We start from the raw sequence: 20,386 nt of genomic DNA, 5'->3' as shown, positions 1-20,386 counted from the left end.
TTACATTTTGAGCAGTATTTGCAAAGGTATATGACACTTCGTGCCTTAGCGCTTTGTGGTTAATTAAAGCATGCGATGATGAGATCAACTCATTTTTAAGCCAGAGGGCGCAAAAAAAGCGCTAAGTACGCAGTTTAACCACTGCACTAGTTATTAACCACAGAGAAAACAGAGTGAAGGCACAAAGCACGCAAAGAGAAAGGCAAATTCGTAAATTTATTCCCTCAGATAACGCTGATAGGCGCAACATGAAAAAACCTGAAACTTAGTATCCTTTGTGGTTTAAACTTTTAAGATTAGCATGCTTTGCAGCTAAAACTAAAAAACTCCCCAAATCAATTAAGATCCGGGGAGCTGCAATTAATCATACTAACCGAAATATGCTAATAACCTGGGTTTTGTGTTAAAACCGCATCCTTATTCAACTGGATTTCAGTTAATGGAATAGGAAGTAATAAATTCTTTGAAGTTAAGCCGGTAATTGGTTTTACAGCATCATTTGCATTTAAACGAAGTGCGCGTTCTACCAATGTTCCGGTACGCATTAAGGTCATCCTACGGTTTTCCTCCCCAATAAGTTCTCTGGCTCTTTCATCAAGGATAAAATCTTTTGTCATTTGAGCAGCGGTAACCTGATCGGCACCAGCCCTGGTTCTCAACACATTAATGGTTGTAGCGGCTTCGCCGGTTTTGCCTTGCGCTACCTGTGCTTCAGCCAACAACAAATAAGTTTCGCCTAAACGCATCAAAATAAAATCTTTAATCATGGCATAACCAAAACTATCGTTGGGGTCAAAAGCTCCCCATTTGGTTGTACTCGGGCAAATATTAATTAAAGTATCAGGACCAGTAAAGGGAACCTGCTTACCATAAATACTGGCATATTGTGCAGCCGGATTATTGTAATAATACCTTCTGCGTATATTGTATTGTGAATTTCTAATATCGTTTCCTTTATACAGACCGTATAAAACCCAATTGCTCAATCTCAACCTGCCTATGGATCTGCCTCCCAATGAATCAGCAATAGACATACCGGCAATATTGTAATATGCAGCACCCCAAACCCTGCGCTGTTGCGGGTTATCGGTAATTCCACCTACTACACTTGTTGGATTCTCCTGCTCCAGTACCCAAATGGCTTCGGTATTGCCTTGCGATCTTCTTTGATTACCATACTGAAACATATCCGAATAGTAATCGCCCGCCTGACCGGTTTTAACGCCATAACGGGCCTTAATCAAGCTAAACTTACCACTGGAAATAATGGCTTGTGCCTGTTGTTCAGCCAAATCCGGCTTGCCCATCCTTAAATAAACCTCAGCCAATAGCTGCATGGCCATAAATTTGTTTGCACGGCCATACATTTTACCTTTAGCATTGGTTTTCACCGATTCAATATCCGGCAAATTGCTTGAAGCGTAAATCAAATCGTTTACAATCTGATTGTTTACATCGGCTAAGGGGGCACGCACAAAATCGGTTTTCGGTCCTGTTAATGCATGCAAAATTAAAGGCACCCCGCCATAGCAGGTAGCTAGATTATTGTAAGCATAAGCTCTAAAAAACCTGGCTTCGGCATTAACTAAACTTTTTCCTTTGGCGCTGATGCTGCTCACCGCAGGATTTTCGATACCATCGATAATGATATTGGTTAGGTTAACCATAACAAAGTTCCTGTTCCAGGTACGTGCCGAACCTACATCTGTTGGTGTTAAAGTGGCGTAATTATAATATGGAATTTCTACTCCCTGCTGGTTATTGGTGGCATTGGCCACATCCGTACCTACCTGCCAAACACTTGGCCAGCCTTGCTGATCGGACCATGAAAATATGGTACTGGTATGGTTATACAAACCAATTAGCGAGGCCTCAAACCCTAAAGAATCGGTAAGTGTTAATGGAGTGTATGAAGAAAATGGTTTCTCATCCAGAAATGCCTTTTTACATGAGGAAAATGTAAAAAACAAAACGGTTAATGATGCTATAATGATGCTATACTTTTTCATGATAATTAATATTAACGTAACGAAACATTTAAACCCACTACGAACGTTTTGGTTAAAGGATAGTTATTGGTCCAGTCTCCAGAACCACGGGTAGAATAATTGTTCTCCGGATCCCAACCAATCCAATTGGTAAACGTATGCAGGTTACGGCCGCTTGCATATACGGTTAAACCACCTAAATGAAGTTTATCTAACAGGTTTTGCGCAAAAACATAACTTAAAGTAACGTCCTTAATCCTCGTATAACTTGCATCGGATGCATATCCATAACCTAAAGTATTGTTGTAAGACAATGCCGGACGGGTTTGGCTTTGATTTTCAGGAGTCCAGTAACCAATTTCTGCAGGCGTATTTCTTCTGCCTGTTTCATCGCCATAGGTTAAATCAGGGTTATTTTTTGTCATACCCTGGGCCGTTTGAATAAAGACGCTCAGGTTAAAGTTTTTATAATGGAAAGTATTGGTTATACCACCGGTCCACTTTGGTGCAGTTTGACCTAAAATAGTCCTGTCGTCAGCTGTAATTTTGCCATCGCCATTGAGGTCGGCAAATTTTAAACTGCCTGGTTTCGCGGTAGGATCTTGTTTAGATACATCCTCTCCTGTTTGCCAAACACCCGTCATCTGGTAATCGTAAACTACCCCAATCGGGCTGCCGATAAACCACCTGTTTCCAAGATCTGATTTACCGTCGCCATACAAATCAACGATTTTATTTTTATTAGCCGCAAAAACAACACTGGTTTCCCAACGGAAGCCCTCTCCTTTAATATTTTGTGTATTTAAGGTCAGCTCCAGCCCTTTATTTGATGTTTTACCGATATTCTCCAGTACATTTACATAACCTGTAATAATGGGGAGGCTTCTGCTTAATAATAAACCGCTGGTTTTATTCTGGTAGGCCTCAATGCTACCTGAAATCCGGTTATTAAACAAACCGAAGTCTAAACCGATATTGGCTGTTTTAGTGGTTTCCCACTGCAGTGAGGTATTACCTAAATTGGCTGCAATAACCCCAATGGTGCTAATGCCATTAAAAGGCGAGCGCGAAGAACTTTCGGTTGTAATGGTCCGATAAACACTAACAGCCTCATTACCGGTTTTACCATAAGATAATCTAAGTTTCAGGTTGTTAATGAATGAAACATTTTTCATAAAATTTTCGTTAATAATATTCCAGCCAATAGCAGCAGATGGAAACACCCCATATTTTGTAGTGCTCGATCCAAACACCGAAGAACCATCTCTACGCGCAGTTAAGGTTAGCAGGTAGCGGCTATCGTAAGCATAAAAAACACGTGCCATTTGCGAATTAAGACCATAGCGATCGCGGTAAGAAGCACTGGTTTGCGTTGCTCCGGCACCAATGTTATCCAGGCCAAGTTCGTCATTAATAAAACCCGTAGCACCAGCTGTAGTTTCATTGTATTTGCGTTCCTGAGCACTATATAATGCGGTAATATCAAAATGGTGTTTTTTAATATCTTTCGCATAGGTCAAGATATTTTCTATGGTATAACTGTTTGTAGATGCGTTGAAACTTCTGGCAGTTCCAAGCATATCATTAGCTAAACGGCCAGTATAACTTCCTTCACGCTTCGGAAAATAAGTGTACCCGGCGTTCAATCTGTATTTAAGCCCTGTTAATACACCCGGAAATTTAATTTCAGCATAACCATTACCATTAATATTAGTGGTTCTGCTAATCTGTGTGGTGGTTAACCCTAACAGCGGATTTACATAAAGTTGCTCCGGGTCCATCGGATAAATAGCATAGGTCCCGTTGGCATTATACTCTTTACCATAAGGGCTCATAGCAGTTGCCAGTAAGAGATTCGCTCTGCCCCCATCGTAATTGTTGCTGGCCAAAAACAGCGAGGTTCCAACAGTTAAAAAGCTGGTTACATTTACATCAAGATTAGAACGTAGACCAAGGCGTTTGAACTGGTAACCTTTCACTACCCCTTTCTGATCCAGGTAATCGCCCGAAATAAAATATTTCACATCCGGGCTTCCGCCAGAAATACTTACATTATGATCCTGTATTTTTCCGGTTTGGGTAGCTTCGGCAACCCAATCGGTAGTAGTACCTGCATTGTAAGCTGCAAGCTCGCCATTATTTGGCACCGGTTTAGTTTGTGTTTGACCGGTTTGTTTCATGTAATCTGCGTATTTCTGTACGTATTCAGCCCCTGTACGTGGTTCTAAAATATTAGTCAGGTTTTCTATTCCGTAATATCCACCATAACGGATCACCGGTTTACCCGAAGTTCCTCTTTTTGTGGTAATTAAAATAACCCCGTTCGAACCATTGGTACCGTAAATCGCAGTGGCACTTGCATCTTTTAAAACCTCTACTGATGCAATATCATTTGGGTTGATATCGTTTAAAGATCCACCGGTTTTCGTTAATGGCACCCCATCTACCACCACATATGGCCCGGCCGAAGCGGTAATCGAATTCTGTCCCCTGATTAAAGCACTGGGCTCTTTACCTGGCACAGATGAAGTGGTGGTAATGTTAACCCCCGCAACAGCACCTTCAATAGATTGAAGTACGTTGGTAACCGGTAATTGTGATAACCTGGCTTTAGGTACCGATACAACCGAACCGGTTACATCTGATCTTTTTTGTGTACCATATCCAATTACCACTACGTCGTTTAAGCTTTTCCCCTTGTCTTCTGCAAGAATAATGTTAAACTGTGTCTGATTACCAATTAAGATTGTTTGGGTTTCGTATCCAACAAAGGTAATCACTAAACTTTCTCCATTTTGGGCGGTTATTTTAAAATTTCCATTCCCATCGCTGGCCACAATTCGGGTGGTTCCCTTAACCGTAATGGAAGCCCCGGGAATTGGATTGTTCTGACTATCTTTTATTTTTCCTGAAATTGAGATTTGAGCGTTTGTTTGCGCAATGGCATCGTTTGATTTACCTAATGATAAGAATAAAGCAAACAAAAATATTACCGCACACTTAGATGTGTCTAGTAGTTTTCTTTTCATTTTTAAAGATTATTTGGTTAGATAATAATTGAATCGTTAACAAGATTCAACAAAGGCTTATTTATTAAGCATTAATCTGACCTGTTGTGTAAATTATTCATGAATAGGGATGGATTGATTACAACAAAGTAACCATTTAAAACATCGGTGGAGTGAGGGGCAATACGGTAATAAATAGGGGTTAAATTGTTACTTTTTGTTAAATTTTGGCCTTTAACCCCTATTTTTTGATTTTTTAAACGTTTAATCGACGTTTAATTTTTTTAATGTATTCAGGATTGGTTGGTCTATCGCCTTTAGCATTTGAAGATCGGTTTGCAGGAGTTCCAGAACAGCCACTTCGTTTTTGCCCTGCTTTAACCACTCCTTCGGTACGTATAAAGTTTGTTGCGGACCAATTGCCCAGTACTTGCCCAGGTTATGCCCGTTAATCCAAACTACACCTTTACCCCAATCGGTCATATCGAGATAAGTATCGGCTACAGTATTGATATCAAATGTACCTCTAAGCACCGCCGGACCATTTCCATTTTCGTATAAGGCAGCAGGTTTAGTTTTGTAACTATTGATATCATTAAACGGAAAACCATACATTGACCAGTTTTTGATTTCTTTACCGGCAAAGCTCACCTGTTCGGTAATTCCTTTTTTATTCTCGAGCAGATACTTGCCAAAGTTTACACGCCCCATGTTTTCTACAAAAATATCAAGCTGTACCTTTCCTTTAGGCAGCGTAATCGTTATTGCATTCTGATTTAACCGTCGATCTAAAATACCTGCCCATTTTTGGTTTACGTAGATAATTGCATAATCACGGAGTTGTTTAAGCTGCAATTCGCCTTCTCTACCGCCTTGAATAGTGGTACGGTAAAGTACATAGCCATAATCTTGCTTAAGGTCTTCGAAAGTTAAAGGAGTGGCATTTTTTACTGGTGCGGGCAATGCGTTAAACAGCGCTGTTTTTTCAGTTAATTTAAAGGGTGCAATAGCCATGCTGGGCTTTGCAGCGGGCACAGCTGGTAAAGTTTGTCCGGCAGGCAAATGCTTCTCAATTACGCTTCTAAACTGCATAAATTTATCGGTAGCATTACCAGCTTCGTTTAAAGGTGCATCGTAATCATAGCTACTGGTTTGCGGCTCGTATGGTGAAATGTCTTTATAATTGGCTCCATTCATAAAATCGCGGGTGGTACCGCCATGAAACATATACATATTGATGGAAATACCTGCAGCTAAAACAGAATCCAGCTTTTTAGTGTATTGTGCAGCTGGCACAGTGTGATGTGCCGTCCCCCACCAATCGAACCAGGCTGGATACCATTCTGCAATAAAATATGGTCCTTTGCCATTGTGGTTTTCATTTACCAGTTTTCTGATTTTCTCTGGATTGTCGATACCGTTTACTCCTGGCAATAAACCAGGCAAATGTCCGTCTTTTACATCGGCTGCCGGATCGCAGGTGTACAACAAGCCATCAAAACCGGCATCGATAAACATTTTCCGGTTAATGTCGAGGTACTTTTTATCAGCCGCATACGAACCGTATTCATTTTCAACCTGCACCATGATAATGTTGCCTCCATGGTTAATTTGCAAAGGTGCAAGTTGTTTACCCACCTGTTGAATGTATTTCCGGTACTCTTCGAGGTATTGCTTTTCGGTACTTCTTACCACCAGTCCTTTTTCGTTTTGCAACCAGTAAGGATAACCGCCAAACTCCCACTCTGCACACACATAGGGGCTTGGTCTTAAAATAACCCATAGTCCTTCCTCCTGTGCAATTTTTACAAACTCGGCAATGTTCTTGTTGCCACTGAAGTCGAATTTATCTTTCTGTGGCTCGTGCAGGTTCCAGAATACGTAGGTACCAATGGTATTCAGTCCCATGGCTTTAGCCATTTTCATGCGTTCGCGCCAGGCTTCTTTGGGTACGCGAGGATAATGAAGTTCGCCCGATATAATCTGGAAGGGCTTTCCATCTAATAAAAAATCTGATTCGCCTAGTGTAAAGCTATGCTTTGCCTGCTGCGCCGTGGCAGATAAGGAAATGCATATCGCCACCAACCATAGTAATTTCTTTTTCATGCTGTAATTTTTGTTTTTATTAATCGGATTTTTTGGACAAAAAAATCCCCTGTTGCGCTTTTTGCGCAATTCATTATCTTGTTTCAATATTTAAAAATTGATTTTTTGCTATTTCTTAAACACGCTCAGATCCCATTGATCGAGCCAGTTTATAGTGATTTTATCGTTTTCAAATTTGATTGGCAGCCATAAATAGCGACCATCTATCGCATTTTTAGGTTCCCATTTATCGGCCATAAAAATAAATTCACCTTTTTTACCAGGTGCAGGCAATACATGTGTGCTTTGTCCGCCGTAAGTAAGCTTAGCGCCCTCTCCCTGACAAGGATTGCCCATGTAAGTCCATGGCCCCCAGATAGAACTGGCTTTGAACCATCGCGCCGGGTTTGGTGCCCAACCGGTACAACCTGAGCCAACCATATAATAAGTACCGTTTTTCTTAAATAAAGCAGGTGCTTCGGTTTGCTGACCTACATAAATGCGGATAAACTTTCCGGTATGGCCGAGATAATCGGGCGTTAACTCTGCCAAATGCAGCGTAAAGTTTTCTTCTGATGAAAAAACGTGATAAGCTTTACCATCATCATCAACAAAAACGGTCATATCACGCGCCATTTGTCCGCCCGGGAAATCCCTGCAGAAAAAGCCATCGCTTTTATTGGCAGGCTGCGTGCAGTTTACCTGATCTTTTTCTGGTGTTCCGGCAGCATAAAAAGGCATTTTACCTGGATTTGGGCGATAACTTTTGATAAAAGTATATGGGCCCGTAGGACGATCGGCTACCGCCACACCCGATCTGGCCGCAGCATAACCTTTACCCACAAGCTCAAGGTGGAACCACATCACAAACTTTTTAGTTTTTTTGTTGTAAACCACTTTAGGCCTTTCTAAAATACAGCCTTTGGCAATGTCGCTGGTCAAATCTTCTGAAACCGGTAAAGCAATGCCTTCATCTTTCCAGTTGTATAAATCTTTTGAAGAATAGCAATGCACACCCACCTGGGCGGTGTTCCCTTTTTCTCCTTCAATTTTATGTTCTCCAAACCAGTAATAAATACCTTTATGCTCCACAATACCGCCACCGTGGGCATTAATGTGTACACCTTTATCATCTTTCCAGATTTTACCCGGAGTAAAAGACGTGTAAGCCTGCTGTGCCGAAACGTAACTGCTCAGCAGTAAACTGAAAGCTATAAATCCAGTTATAAATTTGATTTTTGTACGCATAATTTTTACTAATGTTTTTTAAGGTTATTAAAAGTGTAATTTAATCATCATCTACTTGGCTCACGGGATATACACCAATTAATTTATCTGTTTATTTTAAGCTTGCGCTATGATCGTTTTCAAAATTCTCGCCACTCCAGATCTTCTGTGCACTCCATTTAGCTGCAGGTGCCGACCAAAAAGTATCTGTTTCGGGCAAACCCAAAGGCAAAAAGATATTGGATGCGATGTAGGGGCTGCCCTGATTGTTATAAAAATCGCCAAGATTAGGCTGATCGCCATAAAGCCCGATGGTTAGCCAGCCATTTTTATAGGTAGTGGAGTTTTCTAAGGTTTTTCTGATTACCGCTGTTAACGCACAACGTACCTGCGCCGGACTTAACTGTTTAGGCAAGGCTTTCCTCCAGGCCATATCGGCTAAATGATGAAAGGCTGCACCACGGTAAATAATAGAACGGCCAGTGGCCGGATAAGTACCGTCAGCATTAATTAAACGCTCCTGAATAACGGCGTAACGTTCGTTGCGCTTTTTAATTTTTTCGAACATTTCTTTGTATGCATTCGTTTTGGAACCGATAATATCGACCAAAGCGGCCAGATAAGGATGAATGACGTAGCTGTTGTAGTAATCGAAAGCAAAAGAAGTACCATCCGTGTACATGCCATCGCCGGTATACCATTGTTCCATTTGCTGCAGGGCATAATCAACACGCATAGGATCCCAGCTGTAACCAAATTTGGCTAAAAAGGCTTCGTTCATGGCCGAGAACAATAACCAGTTAGAAAAAACAGGTTTAAAACGACGGGTAGTAACGATCGATTTCATCATCAGCTCCTGGTTTTTCTTATCCAGGTTTTCCCATAACCAAGGCGCGCGTACCAAAGCAAAAGCTACATAAGAAGCATCTACCAGCTGCTGCCCACCGATATCGAAATTCATAAAGTCTTTTGCATTCGAATCTAAAGCATTTTTTAAGCCTTGAATGGCCCACTCGCGGTACTGCTTGCGTAAAGCAACTTCGGCAGGCGAGCCTCCTTCCAGTTGTAACCATGGGGCAATACCACTCAAAACGCGGCCTAAAACTTCTACGTACTGTACTTTTATGCGGTGTTCCTTGTTGTCGATATGGATAGAGGTAACTTTAGGCATGGCTATGCGTAAACTATCTTTAGCCAGGTTGTACAGCACCGGACGAACCATTTTGTCCATTTGCTGTAACCAGAATTGCCTGTCGGTTAACACTTCGGCTTTTGCATTTTTGGCTTTCTTTTGCGCCATTGCAGGGGCACCAAGTATAAGGAGTACTGCAAAGGTTAAAACTATATTTCTGAATTTCATTGCTAATAAAAACTATTTGGTGTTTGATAAATAACGGTACATTTCGCAGCCGGCCAATAAAAATGCGCCTACGCCAAAATTGGCTGTGGAGTTGGCATCAACTACCTGCCCTGGAATGGCTTTTTCGCCAATGGGTTGCACATAACCTAGTTTCCCGTCTTGCTGTAAAGCCGTTTTAGTAAGGTAATCCCAGCCTTTTTTAGCAGCAGGTAAATAGGTCTTTTCTTTTAAATAACCATTGTTGATTCCCCATAATAAACCATAAGTAAAAAATGCGGTACCGCTGGTTTCCGGTCCGGGTGCATGAGCTGCATCTAGAATGCTTCTTGTCCAGTAACCTTCGGCCTGCTGGCTTTTAATGATGGCTTTGGCCATATTTGTGTATTTGGTTAGATATTCGGCACGGTGCGGATCGTTTGCAGGCAAATCTTTCAAAACCTTAGCCAGGCCGGCAAACACCCAGCCATCTCCCCTCGCCCAGAAATCTTTTTTACCGTTTACGCTTTTGTGTTGCGGGTAAACATATTTGGCATCGCGGTAGTAGAGTTTCTCTCCTTTATCGTACATAATGCTGTTGGCATACATAAAGTATTCATAAAGCTTATCCGAATATTGTTTGTTGCCGGTAAGCTTGTACAATTTGGTCATTACGGGCATTACCATGTAAAGTCCGTCGGCCCACCACCAGTAATCGTTGTTTGGTGTACTCATTTCGTACTCCATTACTTCCTTAGCCCGGGCAACTTTATAAGCTTCGGGTTTAATGTGGTATAAATCGATATAGGTTTGAAAACAGATTTGCCAGTCGCCAAAAAGCACATGTTCATCTGTTTCCCCATATTTATATTTCCATTTGGTCTTATCAGTTGATTTTGCCCCCATCCATTTATTGTGTTCGGCCCAATCTTCCGAATATTTGAGATAAGTTTCATTTTTGGTGAGCGCATAAAGCTCCATATTACCGGTGTGGTAAGCGGCATGATCCCAAAAGGCGCGTACCTGTGGTTTATTGTTTGTTTGCCAGTATTGGTTCGCCAGGTTAATTCTGGCCAGCACATCTGCTTTAGATTGCGCATAGCCCGTTATCGAAAGCAAGGCTAAGCAAAGGGCTGTAAAAACTGATTTATATAATTTGAATAGGTTCATTATTTTACTGGTTTTATTCCTGTTAAAGTAGGCTCTACGGCTTTAATGGTTCCATCGGCATTGAATTCCATCTTATCGATACAAACTTCGCGGTTGTAACCTGCGGCATCGCCCATGGTAATTCCTTTTGGCCGGTTAAAGCGATGGTAAACCATGTACCACTCATCTTTACCAGGTACCTGGATTACGCTGTTATGCCCGGTACCATAAATTCCTTTTTCGGGTCTTTTGGATAGGATCAGGTTATCGTTGGGGATAATCATTTTTCCATCAAACGTATCGGAATAACCATAGCGCACGCGGTAATTTTCGCTCCGGGTATCATCTTCCGACCAGAGGAAGTAATATTTCCCTTTGCGGTAAAAGACTTCAGTGCCTTCGCGGAAACTGTTATTAGGCGTAATTACCCGGATGGAAGTGGTATCAACAGAAACCATATCATCATTTAGCGGTACTACAGCCATGTGCCCGTTACCCCAGAACAGGTAACTTTTTCCGGTTTTTGGGTCGGTAAAAACATCAGGATCAATTTCCTGACCACCACGCGTACCTGCAGGCCTTTTAGCAATTAAAGCCTTACCGCTGTCTTTAAAAGGTCCGGCAGGATCGTCGGCAAACGCTACCCCTATTTTTTGCGCAGCTGTAAAGTAATAGAAGTATTTGTAGCTGCCATTTATCTTTTTCTCGGTAATGGTAGGCGCCCAGGCATTCTTTTTGGCCCACGAAACGTCTTTTTCCAGATCGAGGATTATGCCCTCATCTTTCCAGTTGACCAAATCGGTTGAGGAAAAAGTTTTAAAGTAAGTACCGCTCCAACCGGTAAAGCCATCGCTGGTGGGATATAAGTAATACTTTTTGTTTTTGTTTGAATAAAGAATTTCCGGATCGGCATAATACCCATTTAAAACCGGGTTGTGATCTTCTGATACACTAACCGAATAGCTTTCAGGAGCTTGATTGCCTACCTTAACCGCGTATTTTACTGGTCCTTTGCTAAAATCGGCATTACCTGCTGGCGAAACCGTTACACCAAAAGCATTTGAAAACTGTGGATTGAAAGCTTTTAGGCTGGTACCTGTCTGAACAGGTAAATAAACGGTTTGGGCAACCGAATCGACTACAATATTATGCTGCTTTATTGCTTTGTTACCAACCTTTTGCAATACCGCAGATGGCTTATACCATTGGGTTAACAGCCTATTAGCTTCTGCCTGTGTAATGGGCAGAACGGTACCATGACGGGGATGAAAATCCATCGTGATATCCTGATCTACTACGGTAAAATGCTCCAGGTCGGTACTTTTGGTAAACTGGTAACGGCCTTTCATATACACATCGTACATCAGGATGTAGCCATCGCCCTGATTGAGTTTAAATACACCCGCTCCTTCTACCGCTTCGGTAGTTTGTTGTAAATACTTATCCTGAAGTTTATAACCACCAGTTAACTCATCAGAAACGGCCTTTTTAATACCATTGCCATTTCCTTCGGTTTTAAAAAACAAGTTGTATTTACCTTTGTCGTAAATAATATCGCCATCAATGCAAGAACCATTTGTAGGACTGAAAAAAAGCTGTTTGGGCTCAGTTTCGAAATCAGTAAAAGCGGCATTGGCGTAAGCATAATAAATTTTATCAGGATCATTACCGTGCTTCATTGACCAGTACACCATGTACTTTTTGGCTTTGGCATCGTAAATGGTTTGTGGTGCCCACACACGCAACAGGTTTTCATTGTTTGGAAAACGCTCCTGGATATTTACAACGCTTGAAGTCCAGTGGATGAGATCTATTGATTTTAACAGTAGCATAGCCCGATTGGAATTCCAGCCTTTTGCCGAAACCATATCGGTAGCTACCATGTAAAAGGTTTTGTTATCGGCACCACGCAAAATATGCGGATCGCGCACCCCACCTGTACTGCTTATTTTCTCGGAAGAAATTATGGGATTGTTGCCGTTCAAAGCCCTGTAATGGTAGCCATCACTACTTATGGCGAAACGAATAGCCTCTTCTGCTTTCGAATTACCTGTGAAATAAGTAAACAAATAGGCTGTATTTCCGGTTGCTGCACCAGAGGCTTTTTTAACTTGTGCCTGCGCTACATTTGCCGAAACAAACAAGGCTATACCTGCCAGAGAAAAATATCTTAAAAGGGGACGTATCATATATGAGTTGAATGGCTATTTGTTATTTGGTTTCCAATCTAATACCTGTATGGCTGTTGGCGCCTGGTTGGCCATGCCTTCGCCATCAACCTGGGTTACATTTTGCAAAAACAGGCTTAAAATGCCTTTGCTCGTCCAAAGTTCCGTATCGTAAGTGGGTTCCCAATCTCCTACACTGGTTTTGGTTAGGTCTTTAAGGGTCCAAAGTCCTGCGCCTAAATTGTTGTTTAAAGCAATTGAAGCTTTATTTCCACGTTCGGCATCTCTAAACAATAAACCTGCAGCATAATTTTTACCATTCGGCCAAACAATAATCTGTGGTCGCGATATGGGAATCTTTTTGGTTCCACCGCCGCTTAAACTAAAAGGTGTTTTCCTGAAATTAAGATTGCTTACTTTCCATTTTCCAGCTGTTTTAAAAACGAGGTGGTATTGCGGGATACTTTCATTGGCTTCGCGCCAGTAACCGGCAATAAATACTTTTCCCTGTGCATCGGCAAACATCGAAGTCTGGTTAATCAGCTCACTTTTCTGAGGAATTTTAAGCGCATACTCGGCATTTGCAGCCCTGATGGGGAGGGTGTATTTTTCATTGGTAGATTTTAACCAGGTTATACCGCCATCTCTGGATTTGGCATAAGCTAAATCGTGGTTACTGGCCACATCAGGACTTTCGCGCCATACCCACGATAAATGGATGGTCCCCACCTGATCTACAGCCACCTGCCAATAGGCATTGCGCTGGCCTTCGCCATCAATCATGCCATCTTGTACACGTGTCCATTTTTTTGTTTTTAAACTGTAGCGGTTAATCATCAGGTTTCCGTTACCAGAGCCACCATCCCGATAAAAGAATAACAAATCGCCATTGGCCAGCTTATAAAACTCAGGGTAACTGACCTTATTTTCTTTTGCCGAAACCATGGGCTCTTTATCACCCATCGTTAACGAACCTGCTGCTACAGATTTGGCATAGTTTAGCTTGTTATTGTGCTGCCCCCAGGCCAGATGCAAAAAACCAGCTCCATCAACCATAATACTGATCGATTTATGGGCATCAGTCGCATCTCCTTTATAAACTGTCCTTTGTATTGTCCATTTTTGAGCGCCTGCTTTGCGACTGGCGAGCACAACATACTGCTCGTGATCATAATAAGCCGCAAATTGAGTTTGCCTATAAGTAACCAGTGCATTTTTGCGATAGATAACCGTATTGACCGAATTATTGGCCCAGCCGTTACCGGCAATGGTACTCAATTGAGTTTCTTGTGCAACACAGTTAAGGCTTACAAGGAAGCATAAACAGATAAAAAATATATTTTTAAAAGGCGCTTGGTACATATTCAGATTTAGGCTGCTCAGTTTTATTTGGTAATGCCGAAGTACCGCTTTTTTTAGACTATAAACAGGGGGCTAAATCATACTTTGAAGGGGGCGTTTTAAGAAAAACATGCCTTAAACTTCAAATTCGAGTAACTTTTATGTGGTAGCGTTAATATTATAGTATTTATGAAAACTTTTGCGGTGCTTTTTAATAAACTCAGAAGGAGTTAATTTAAAGAGCTTCTGAAACTGTTCTCTAAAGTATTTGCTATCGTTGATTCCCACCCTGAAAGCGGCTTCGTTAATATTTAAATTGGTGTTAATTAAAAGTTCGGCTGCCTTACGCAAACGGATAAACCTGATAAAGCCATTAATGCTCTGTCCTGAGGTAGTTTTAATCTTTTTGTAGAGATTAGAGTGGCTCATCCCCAGATCGGAAGCCAGTGTTTTCACATTAAAACTATCTTCCATTAAATTTTCTTCAATAATGGTGATACATTTCTGCAAAAAGCCCTTATCCTCCTGCGATACCTTATGCGTATCAGATTTCAGCGTAATTTCGTTATAAAAATACGACTGTAAATTGGTGTGGTTCTTTATAATGCTGTTAATCTTAGCAGTAAACAACTCTTTATCAAAAGGTTTACTGATAAAATCGTAGGCACCCACTTCAATTCCTTTGAGCTTAATTTCGGGGCTTGGATCGCCGGTAAGCAAAATTACCGGAATGTGGCTCAGCGCAGAATCATCTTTAATGGCCTTGCAGAGCTCAATTCCATTAAGACCATCCATGTTTACATCCGAAATTACAATATCGGGCAGGTATTCTTTACATAAACGCAAACCATCGAAACCATTTTCGGCCCTGTACACCTTAAAGCTATCCTGAAAAATATGTTTAATGTAGTCGATAATCTCCGGATTATCGTCAATAATCAGAATTGAATGCAGATCTGAGATCAATAATTCGAGGTTGCCTACATTTTCGGTTTCGCTATTTTCAATTTCTTCTTCCTGGGCAATGAGCTCGTTAACATAGGTAAGTTCGTTCTGTAAAGTACTGCTGTGTTGTGGTAAATGCGCTTCGCCAACCGGAATATCGACCAGAAAGGTAGTACCCATGCCCGGATTTGCACTGAAAGAGATTTTCCCCTTGTGCAGCTCGACAAAGTTTTTGGCCAAATAAAGCCCAATACCAAATCCCATTTTTAGCGATTCGTTGGTCATTACCTTATAAAACTTATCAAAAAGCTTCTCACCTACATCGGCCGGAATACCCGGACCACTGTCGCGCACCTCAATTTGCACGCGTGAACCATCAGTTTTAACGCTAAATTTAACGTAACCTCCTTTTGGCGTAAATTTAAGCGCGTTAGACAGGAGGTTAAACAAGACGATTTCGAGTTTATCTTTATCGGCAAAAATATCCTGTTCTTCATCCTCGCATTCAAAAATGTAATTGATATGGTTATTCTTGGCCAGATAATTAAAACACAGGAAAATTTCGTTGGTAAACTTATACAGGTTAATCCGAACAATTTTGAGGATATCGTTTTCGCTTTCTGTTTTCCTGAAAAGCAACAACTGATCGACCAGGCTGAGCAAACGCCTCGAATTGCGATAAACCACATTAAGATCGTTCTTTTCCTGGCCGGCTTCTTTTTTGTACAGGATATCTTTAATCGGGTTAACAATCAGGGTTAATGGTGTTCTCAACTCGTGCGAAATGTTGGTAAAGAAACTGAGTTTTTTCTCGTTCAGATCTTTTTCGCGTTCCATTTTCAGGTTGGTAATTTCTACCTCATGTTTTAATCTACGCTGGCGGTTACGGTAGGTTTGGAACAGGTAAAATAACGACGAACCAATGATTAAATAAATGGCATAAGCCCACCAGGTGCGGTACCAGGGCGGCAAAATGGTAATGATTACTATTTTTTCGTTGTTACTCCAGGCCCCTTCAGTATCGGTACTTTTAATGTGCAGCTTGTATTTCCCTTCATTTAAGCGCGAATAATAGGCTGTACTTAGTTTATTTACGTAGTTCCAATCACGATCCCAGCCTTCGAGGTAATAAGCGTAAGAAATCTGATCCTGAAAAGAAAATTCTACCGCAGCATAATCAACCGAAATTACGGCTGAATTGAATGGAATGGAAATCCGTTCGAGATTAACGACCGAAACATTTCTGTAATTGGAATCCTGGTCGAGCGGTACGTTGTTGATCCGGAAATCGGTAAGCACAATTTTCGGAATCCGCTTATTCTTTTTAATGCTATCAGGCGAAAACAGGTTAAAACCACCAATACCGCCAAACAAAAGGTTTCCGTTTGATAATTTTAAGGCTGCATTATAGTTAAATTGATTGCTTTGCAAACCATCGGTTGCATAGTAGTTTTTAAAAGTATTGTTTTTAGTATCAAATTTAGAAAGGCCGTTATAGGTACTGCACCATAAATTACCTTGATTATCTTCGAGGATGTTTAATACCGAATTGCCCGGAAGGCCATCGCGCTGAATGTAGCGTTTTATTTTTTGCGTTGCCGGATCAAAAAGCAGTAGTCCCCCACCCTCGGTACCAATCCATAACTGATGACGGGTGTCTTCGTGAATGGCTCTGATGGCAAAATTGATTTTAAAATATTCGTGTTTTTTATTTACCGGGTCGATTTTAATCAGCTCCGTATAATTACCTCCCCAAAGCCTGCCTTTCGAATCCTGAAAAAGCGTATGAATGTCCTTAAGACGGTTATCAAAAAGGTCAAATTTATCGGTTGCTTTATTGTAACGATACAATGCCCCGCCTTTGGTTGTACCGGCCCAAAGGTTTTGCTGTTTATCCTGATACAGTTTCCACAGATTAACTTCCTCAACCCCTTTTACTGTGTTGTAGCAGGTGTAATGGATAAATTTACCTCTGGTCTTGTCAAAACGATCAATTCCGCCACTAAAGGTTGCTACCCAGGTATTGTGATTGGCATCGTTTAAAATACTGGTTACAAAATTACTGGTTAAAGAGCCCGCATCGGCAGTTTTTGCGTAGTTGGTAAAGGTATTCTGCTTTTGGTTCCACACACTTAAACCTCCCCCATCGGTACCAATCCAGATGTTTTTATTTTCGTCTTCACTAAAAGAAAGCACGAAATTATTGATGAGCGAATTGCTTTTTAAAGGATCGTGTTTGATGGTTTTAAACTGCTCGTTTTCCTGATCGATAATATTTACTCCACCACGTAAAGTAGCAATCCATTTGCGCGATTCGTGATCTTCGTAAACCTGCGCAACCGAATTACTGCTCAGCACGTCTTTTTCTTTTCCAGCTGCCAGGTAGCTCGTTTTCTGGCTCCTGGTATTGTAAATGGTTATGCCGCCACCATCTGTCGAAATCCAAAGCTTTTGTTGCTTATCAAGCAACAGTCCCATAATATTTTCGTTGGCCAAATGCTGGTTAAACCGGCTTAAACTATTGGTCGCTTTATTAAACTGAAAAAGTCCGCGTTCTGTTCCAACCCATAAAATTTGGTTAGCCCCTTCAGCAATACTGGTTACTGAACGCAGTGCAGAATTGACTAAACTAATCGCATTTTTAGCGGCATCAAACCGGCATAACCCCACATCTTTAATAAAAAGCCAAAGGGTTTCTTCACTATCCGCGTACAATGCTTTTACGGTATAATTCCGGTTTTTACCAAAGGGAATTTGTTCGGCCAGCTGACTATCCTTTTTAAGTACAAAAAGCCCTTTTTCATCGGTAGCAATATAAACAGATGTGGCTTTGCTTACCGCAATGGCATTAATAGAATAGCCAACCTCGTTTCTTTTGCCTTGCTCCTGATAAAATAGCTGATGAAATTTTGAATCAGCATAATCGTAATAAGATATTCCTTTTTGCGTGCCCACCCAAATGCGGTTTTTCTTATCACCATTAAGTACGGTAATGTGGTTGTTAACCAGCGAATGCTCATCGCCCCAGCCATTTCTAAAGATCTTAAAATGGTAACCATCATAACGGTTCAGGCCATCATAAGTGCCCATCCACATAAAACCAAAACCATCAAGGTATAAAGAGTTTACTACGTTGTTCGATAGCCCGTTTTCTACCCCTAAATATTTAATGGTAAAAGCAGGTGTCTGCGAAAAGCAAACACTGATATTTAGCCATAAGCAAAATATGGAACATACAATCGTTTTATGGATAGGGAACATAGAAAAATCAGTACCTGGATATACTTGGCAGGAAACGAATATACATATTTTCCTAAAAAGCCCAGTATTTGCCCCGATTTTGCGCTGTATGTTAATCCATACACAAACTACTTACAAATAGGTATCCAGGTTAAATTCCTGTCTTTGGTGCTTTCCGCTTTCCTTCCCTGATTTTAATGACTTCGCTATAAGGAATCACCCCGACGTATCTCGCCCAGTTTTGGTAAGCTGCGCTTAATTCGGCAACTTTTTGAGGCATGGTAGCAGCCAGATTGTTCAGTTCTGAGCGGTCTTTACTGATATCATATAACTCCCATTGAACTGGTTGCCCGGTGTGGTACTCACTAACCAGTTTCAGGTTACCCTGCCTGACAGCTGCATTTCCTTCATGTTCCCAGAAAACGGGTGCAGTATGTACAGGAGTTTCTTTTCCATAAATTAAGGGCAGCAAACTTTTTCCCTGCAAAGGAACAATCTCATTACCTTTATAGGTTGAAGGATATTGAGCTTTACTTACGTCAACAATAGTAGCCATAATATCGGGCAAAAAACCATATTGATCGGTAAATTTACCCAAACGGCCCTGAGGAATGGCCTTAGGCCAGTGTACAATAAGCGGCGTGCTGATTCCGCCTTCGTGAACCCAGTGCTTAAATTTTTTGAAAGGTGTATTGGAAACATTGGCCCACGATTGACCATAACTGAGCAGATACCCCAACTTCGTACCCAGGTTTTCGGGTAAACCGCCACCAAGGAGGCCACCTTCGGCACATGCACCATTATCAGAAAGGAAAAAGATAAGTGTATTGTCTAACTCGCCCGAAGTTTCCAGTTGCTTAATTACACGGCCAATGTTCTGGTCCATCCGATCAATCTGCGCTGCATAAAGCGCCATGCGGTGATCCATTTCATCTTGTTTAGCAGCCGATAACTCATCCCAATCGGCGCCATCAGCATCGCTAAGCCCCGCGTTTTTATCAATTACCCCTAAAGCTTTCATCTTTTCGTAGCGGGCTTGACGAAGTGCCTTCCAGCCTTTTTTATATTGGCCACGGTATTTCTTCACATCCGCTTCCAAAGCATTTAAAGGCCAGTGCGGACTGGTATAAGCCAGGTACATGAAGAAAGGTGCTTTACTTTCCTTTTTATTTTCATCAAGAAATTTAACCGCATAATCGGTAATGGCATCGGTTAGGTAGAAATTTTCTCCCTGGGGCTTTACTTTTTCATTCATCAGCATCAATCCACGTCCGCCCGAAGGATTAAAGTAATTGGTTGCCCCAGCCAGCAGGCCATAATATTTATCGAAACCTCTTTGCATTGGCCACCGCTGTTCGCCGTGATAACCCACATGCCATTTACCACTCATTAAAGTTTGATAACCTTTTGTTTTCAGCACTTCGGCAATGGTTACACATTTATTGTTTAAACTGCCCTGATAACCTGGCAGGTTATAATTAAAACTGGTACTATCTTCCGGATCGTTAGACATGTGCCCGATGCCCGCCTGGTGTGGATATACGCCGGTAAGCAAAGATGCCCGCGTTGGGCAACACCGCGCGTTATTGTAAAATTGCCTGAAACGGATGCCCTTTGCTGCAAGCCTGTCTAAATTTGGAGTAGCTACCTCACTACCATAACAACCAATATCGGCAAACCCCATATCATCGGCCATAATGAGCAAAATATTTGGTGCTTTTGCAGGTGCAGAAAAATGGGGTTTGGTTCCACTAAAAAATAACAGTAATGCGAAGCAGCTAAAAACGGAAATCAACTTATTCATAATCAATGGTTAGCATAGGGCAGCAGAAGCAACTCTGCGGGTTAGGTATTTTTTTCTGATTTAAATTTGAGGATTTATTTTTTAGCAAATGATAA

The 20,386-nt window shown here is 41.4% G+C and carries 10 protein-coding genes; all 10 read right to left on the bottom strand.

Features of this window, described 5'->3' with window-relative positions; genetic code table 11:
• Positions 1-383: 383 nt before the first annotated feature.
• Complete coding sequence (locus BLR37_RS17805; RefSeq protein ID WP_090770923.1) at positions 384-2,009, bottom strand: RagB/SusD family nutrient uptake outer membrane protein; 1,626 nt, start codon at positions 2,007-2,009, stop codon at positions 384-386.
• 11 nt (positions 2,010-2,020) lie between these two features.
• Positions 2,021-5,017 carry a SusC/RagA family TonB-linked outer membrane protein gene (locus BLR37_RS17800; RefSeq protein ID WP_090770921.1) on the bottom strand — a complete coding sequence of 999 codons (2,997 nt, stop codon included), beginning with the start codon at positions 5,015-5,017 and terminating at the stop codon, positions 2,021-2,023.
• Between the two features lie 243 nt (positions 5,018-5,260).
• Complete coding sequence (locus tag BLR37_RS17795) at positions 5,261-7,102, bottom strand: glycoside hydrolase family 35 protein (RefSeq protein ID WP_090771051.1); 1,842 nt, start codon at positions 7,100-7,102, stop codon at positions 5,261-5,263.
• 108 nt (positions 7,103-7,210) lie between these two features.
• On the bottom strand, positions 7,211-8,329 hold the full coding sequence (locus BLR37_RS17790; protein WP_090770919.1) for a glycoside hydrolase family 43 protein: 1,119 nt from the start codon (positions 8,327-8,329) through the stop codon (positions 7,211-7,213).
• A gap of 91 nt (positions 8,330-8,420) precedes the next feature.
• Positions 8,421-9,668, bottom strand: coding sequence for a DUF2264 domain-containing protein (locus tag BLR37_RS17785; protein WP_090770917.1), 1,248 nt, complete (start codon positions 9,666-9,668; stop codon positions 8,421-8,423).
• A gap of 12 nt (positions 9,669-9,680) precedes the next feature.
• On the bottom strand, positions 9,681-10,814 hold the full coding sequence (locus BLR37_RS17780; RefSeq protein ID WP_090770915.1) for a glycoside hydrolase family 88/105 protein: 1,134 nt from the start codon (positions 10,812-10,814) through the stop codon (positions 9,681-9,683).
• Positions 10,814-12,982, bottom strand: a complete 2,169-nt coding sequence (locus BLR37_RS17775; RefSeq protein ID WP_090770913.1) for a glycoside hydrolase family 43 protein — start codon at positions 12,980-12,982, stop codon at positions 10,814-10,816. Before BLR37_RS17775 ends, BLR37_RS17780 begins: the two co-directional genes overlap by 1 nt.
• A 15-nt stretch (positions 12,983-12,997) precedes the next feature.
• A complete protein-coding gene (locus tag BLR37_RS17770) occupies positions 12,998-14,239 on the bottom strand; it encodes a BNR repeat-containing protein (RefSeq protein WP_244154690.1) in 1,242 nt (413 codons plus the stop codon).
• A 222-nt stretch (positions 14,240-14,461) separates the two neighbouring features.
• Positions 14,462-18,508, bottom strand: a complete 4,047-nt coding sequence (locus BLR37_RS17765) for a hybrid sensor histidine kinase/response regulator (protein WP_090770909.1) — start codon at positions 18,506-18,508, stop codon at positions 14,462-14,464.
• Between the two features lie 130 nt (positions 18,509-18,638).
• Positions 18,639-20,291, bottom strand: coding sequence for an arylsulfatase (locus BLR37_RS17760; RefSeq protein WP_090770907.1), 1,653 nt, complete (start codon positions 20,289-20,291; stop codon positions 18,639-18,641).
• Positions 20,292-20,386 lie beyond the last annotated feature (95 nt).

This window comes from Pedobacter soli, assembly GCF_900101435.1.
Taxonomy (GTDB): Bacteria; Bacteroidota; Bacteroidia; order Sphingobacteriales; family Sphingobacteriaceae; genus Pedobacter; species Pedobacter soli.
The sequence above is the reverse complement of the archived record's forward strand: the minus strand, read 5'-3'. Positions and strand labels throughout refer to the sequence as shown.

Coding starts and splice junctions, on each gene's coding strand:
- BLR37_RS17805 (WP_090770923.1), bottom strand. CDS start 2,009: ATGAAAAAGTATAGCATCATTATAGCATCATTAACCGTTTTGTTTTTT.
- BLR37_RS17800 (WP_090770921.1), bottom strand. CDS start 5,017: ATGAAAAGAAAACTACTAGACACATCTAAGTGTGCGGTAATATTTTTG.
- BLR37_RS17795 (WP_090771051.1), bottom strand. CDS start 7,102: ATGAAAAAGAAATTACTATGGTTGGTGGCGATATGCATTTCCTTATCT.
- BLR37_RS17790 (WP_090770919.1), bottom strand. CDS start 8,329: ATGCGTACAAAAATCAAATTTATAACTGGATTTATAGCTTTCAGTTTA.
- BLR37_RS17785 (WP_090770917.1), bottom strand. CDS start 9,668: ATGAAATTCAGAAATATAGTTTTAACCTTTGCAGTACTCCTTATACTT.
- BLR37_RS17780 (WP_090770915.1), bottom strand. CDS start 10,814: ATGAACCTATTCAAATTATATAAATCAGTTTTTACAGCCCTTTGCTTA.
- BLR37_RS17775 (WP_090770913.1), bottom strand. CDS start 12,982: ATGATACGTCCCCTTTTAAGATATTTTTCTCTGGCAGGTATAGCCTTG.
- BLR37_RS17765 (WP_090770909.1), bottom strand. CDS start 18,508: ATGTTCCCTATCCATAAAACGATTGTATGTTCCATATTTTGCTTATGG.
- BLR37_RS17760 (WP_090770907.1), bottom strand. CDS start 20,291: ATGAATAAGTTGATTTCCGTTTTTAGCTGCTTCGCATTACTGTTATTT.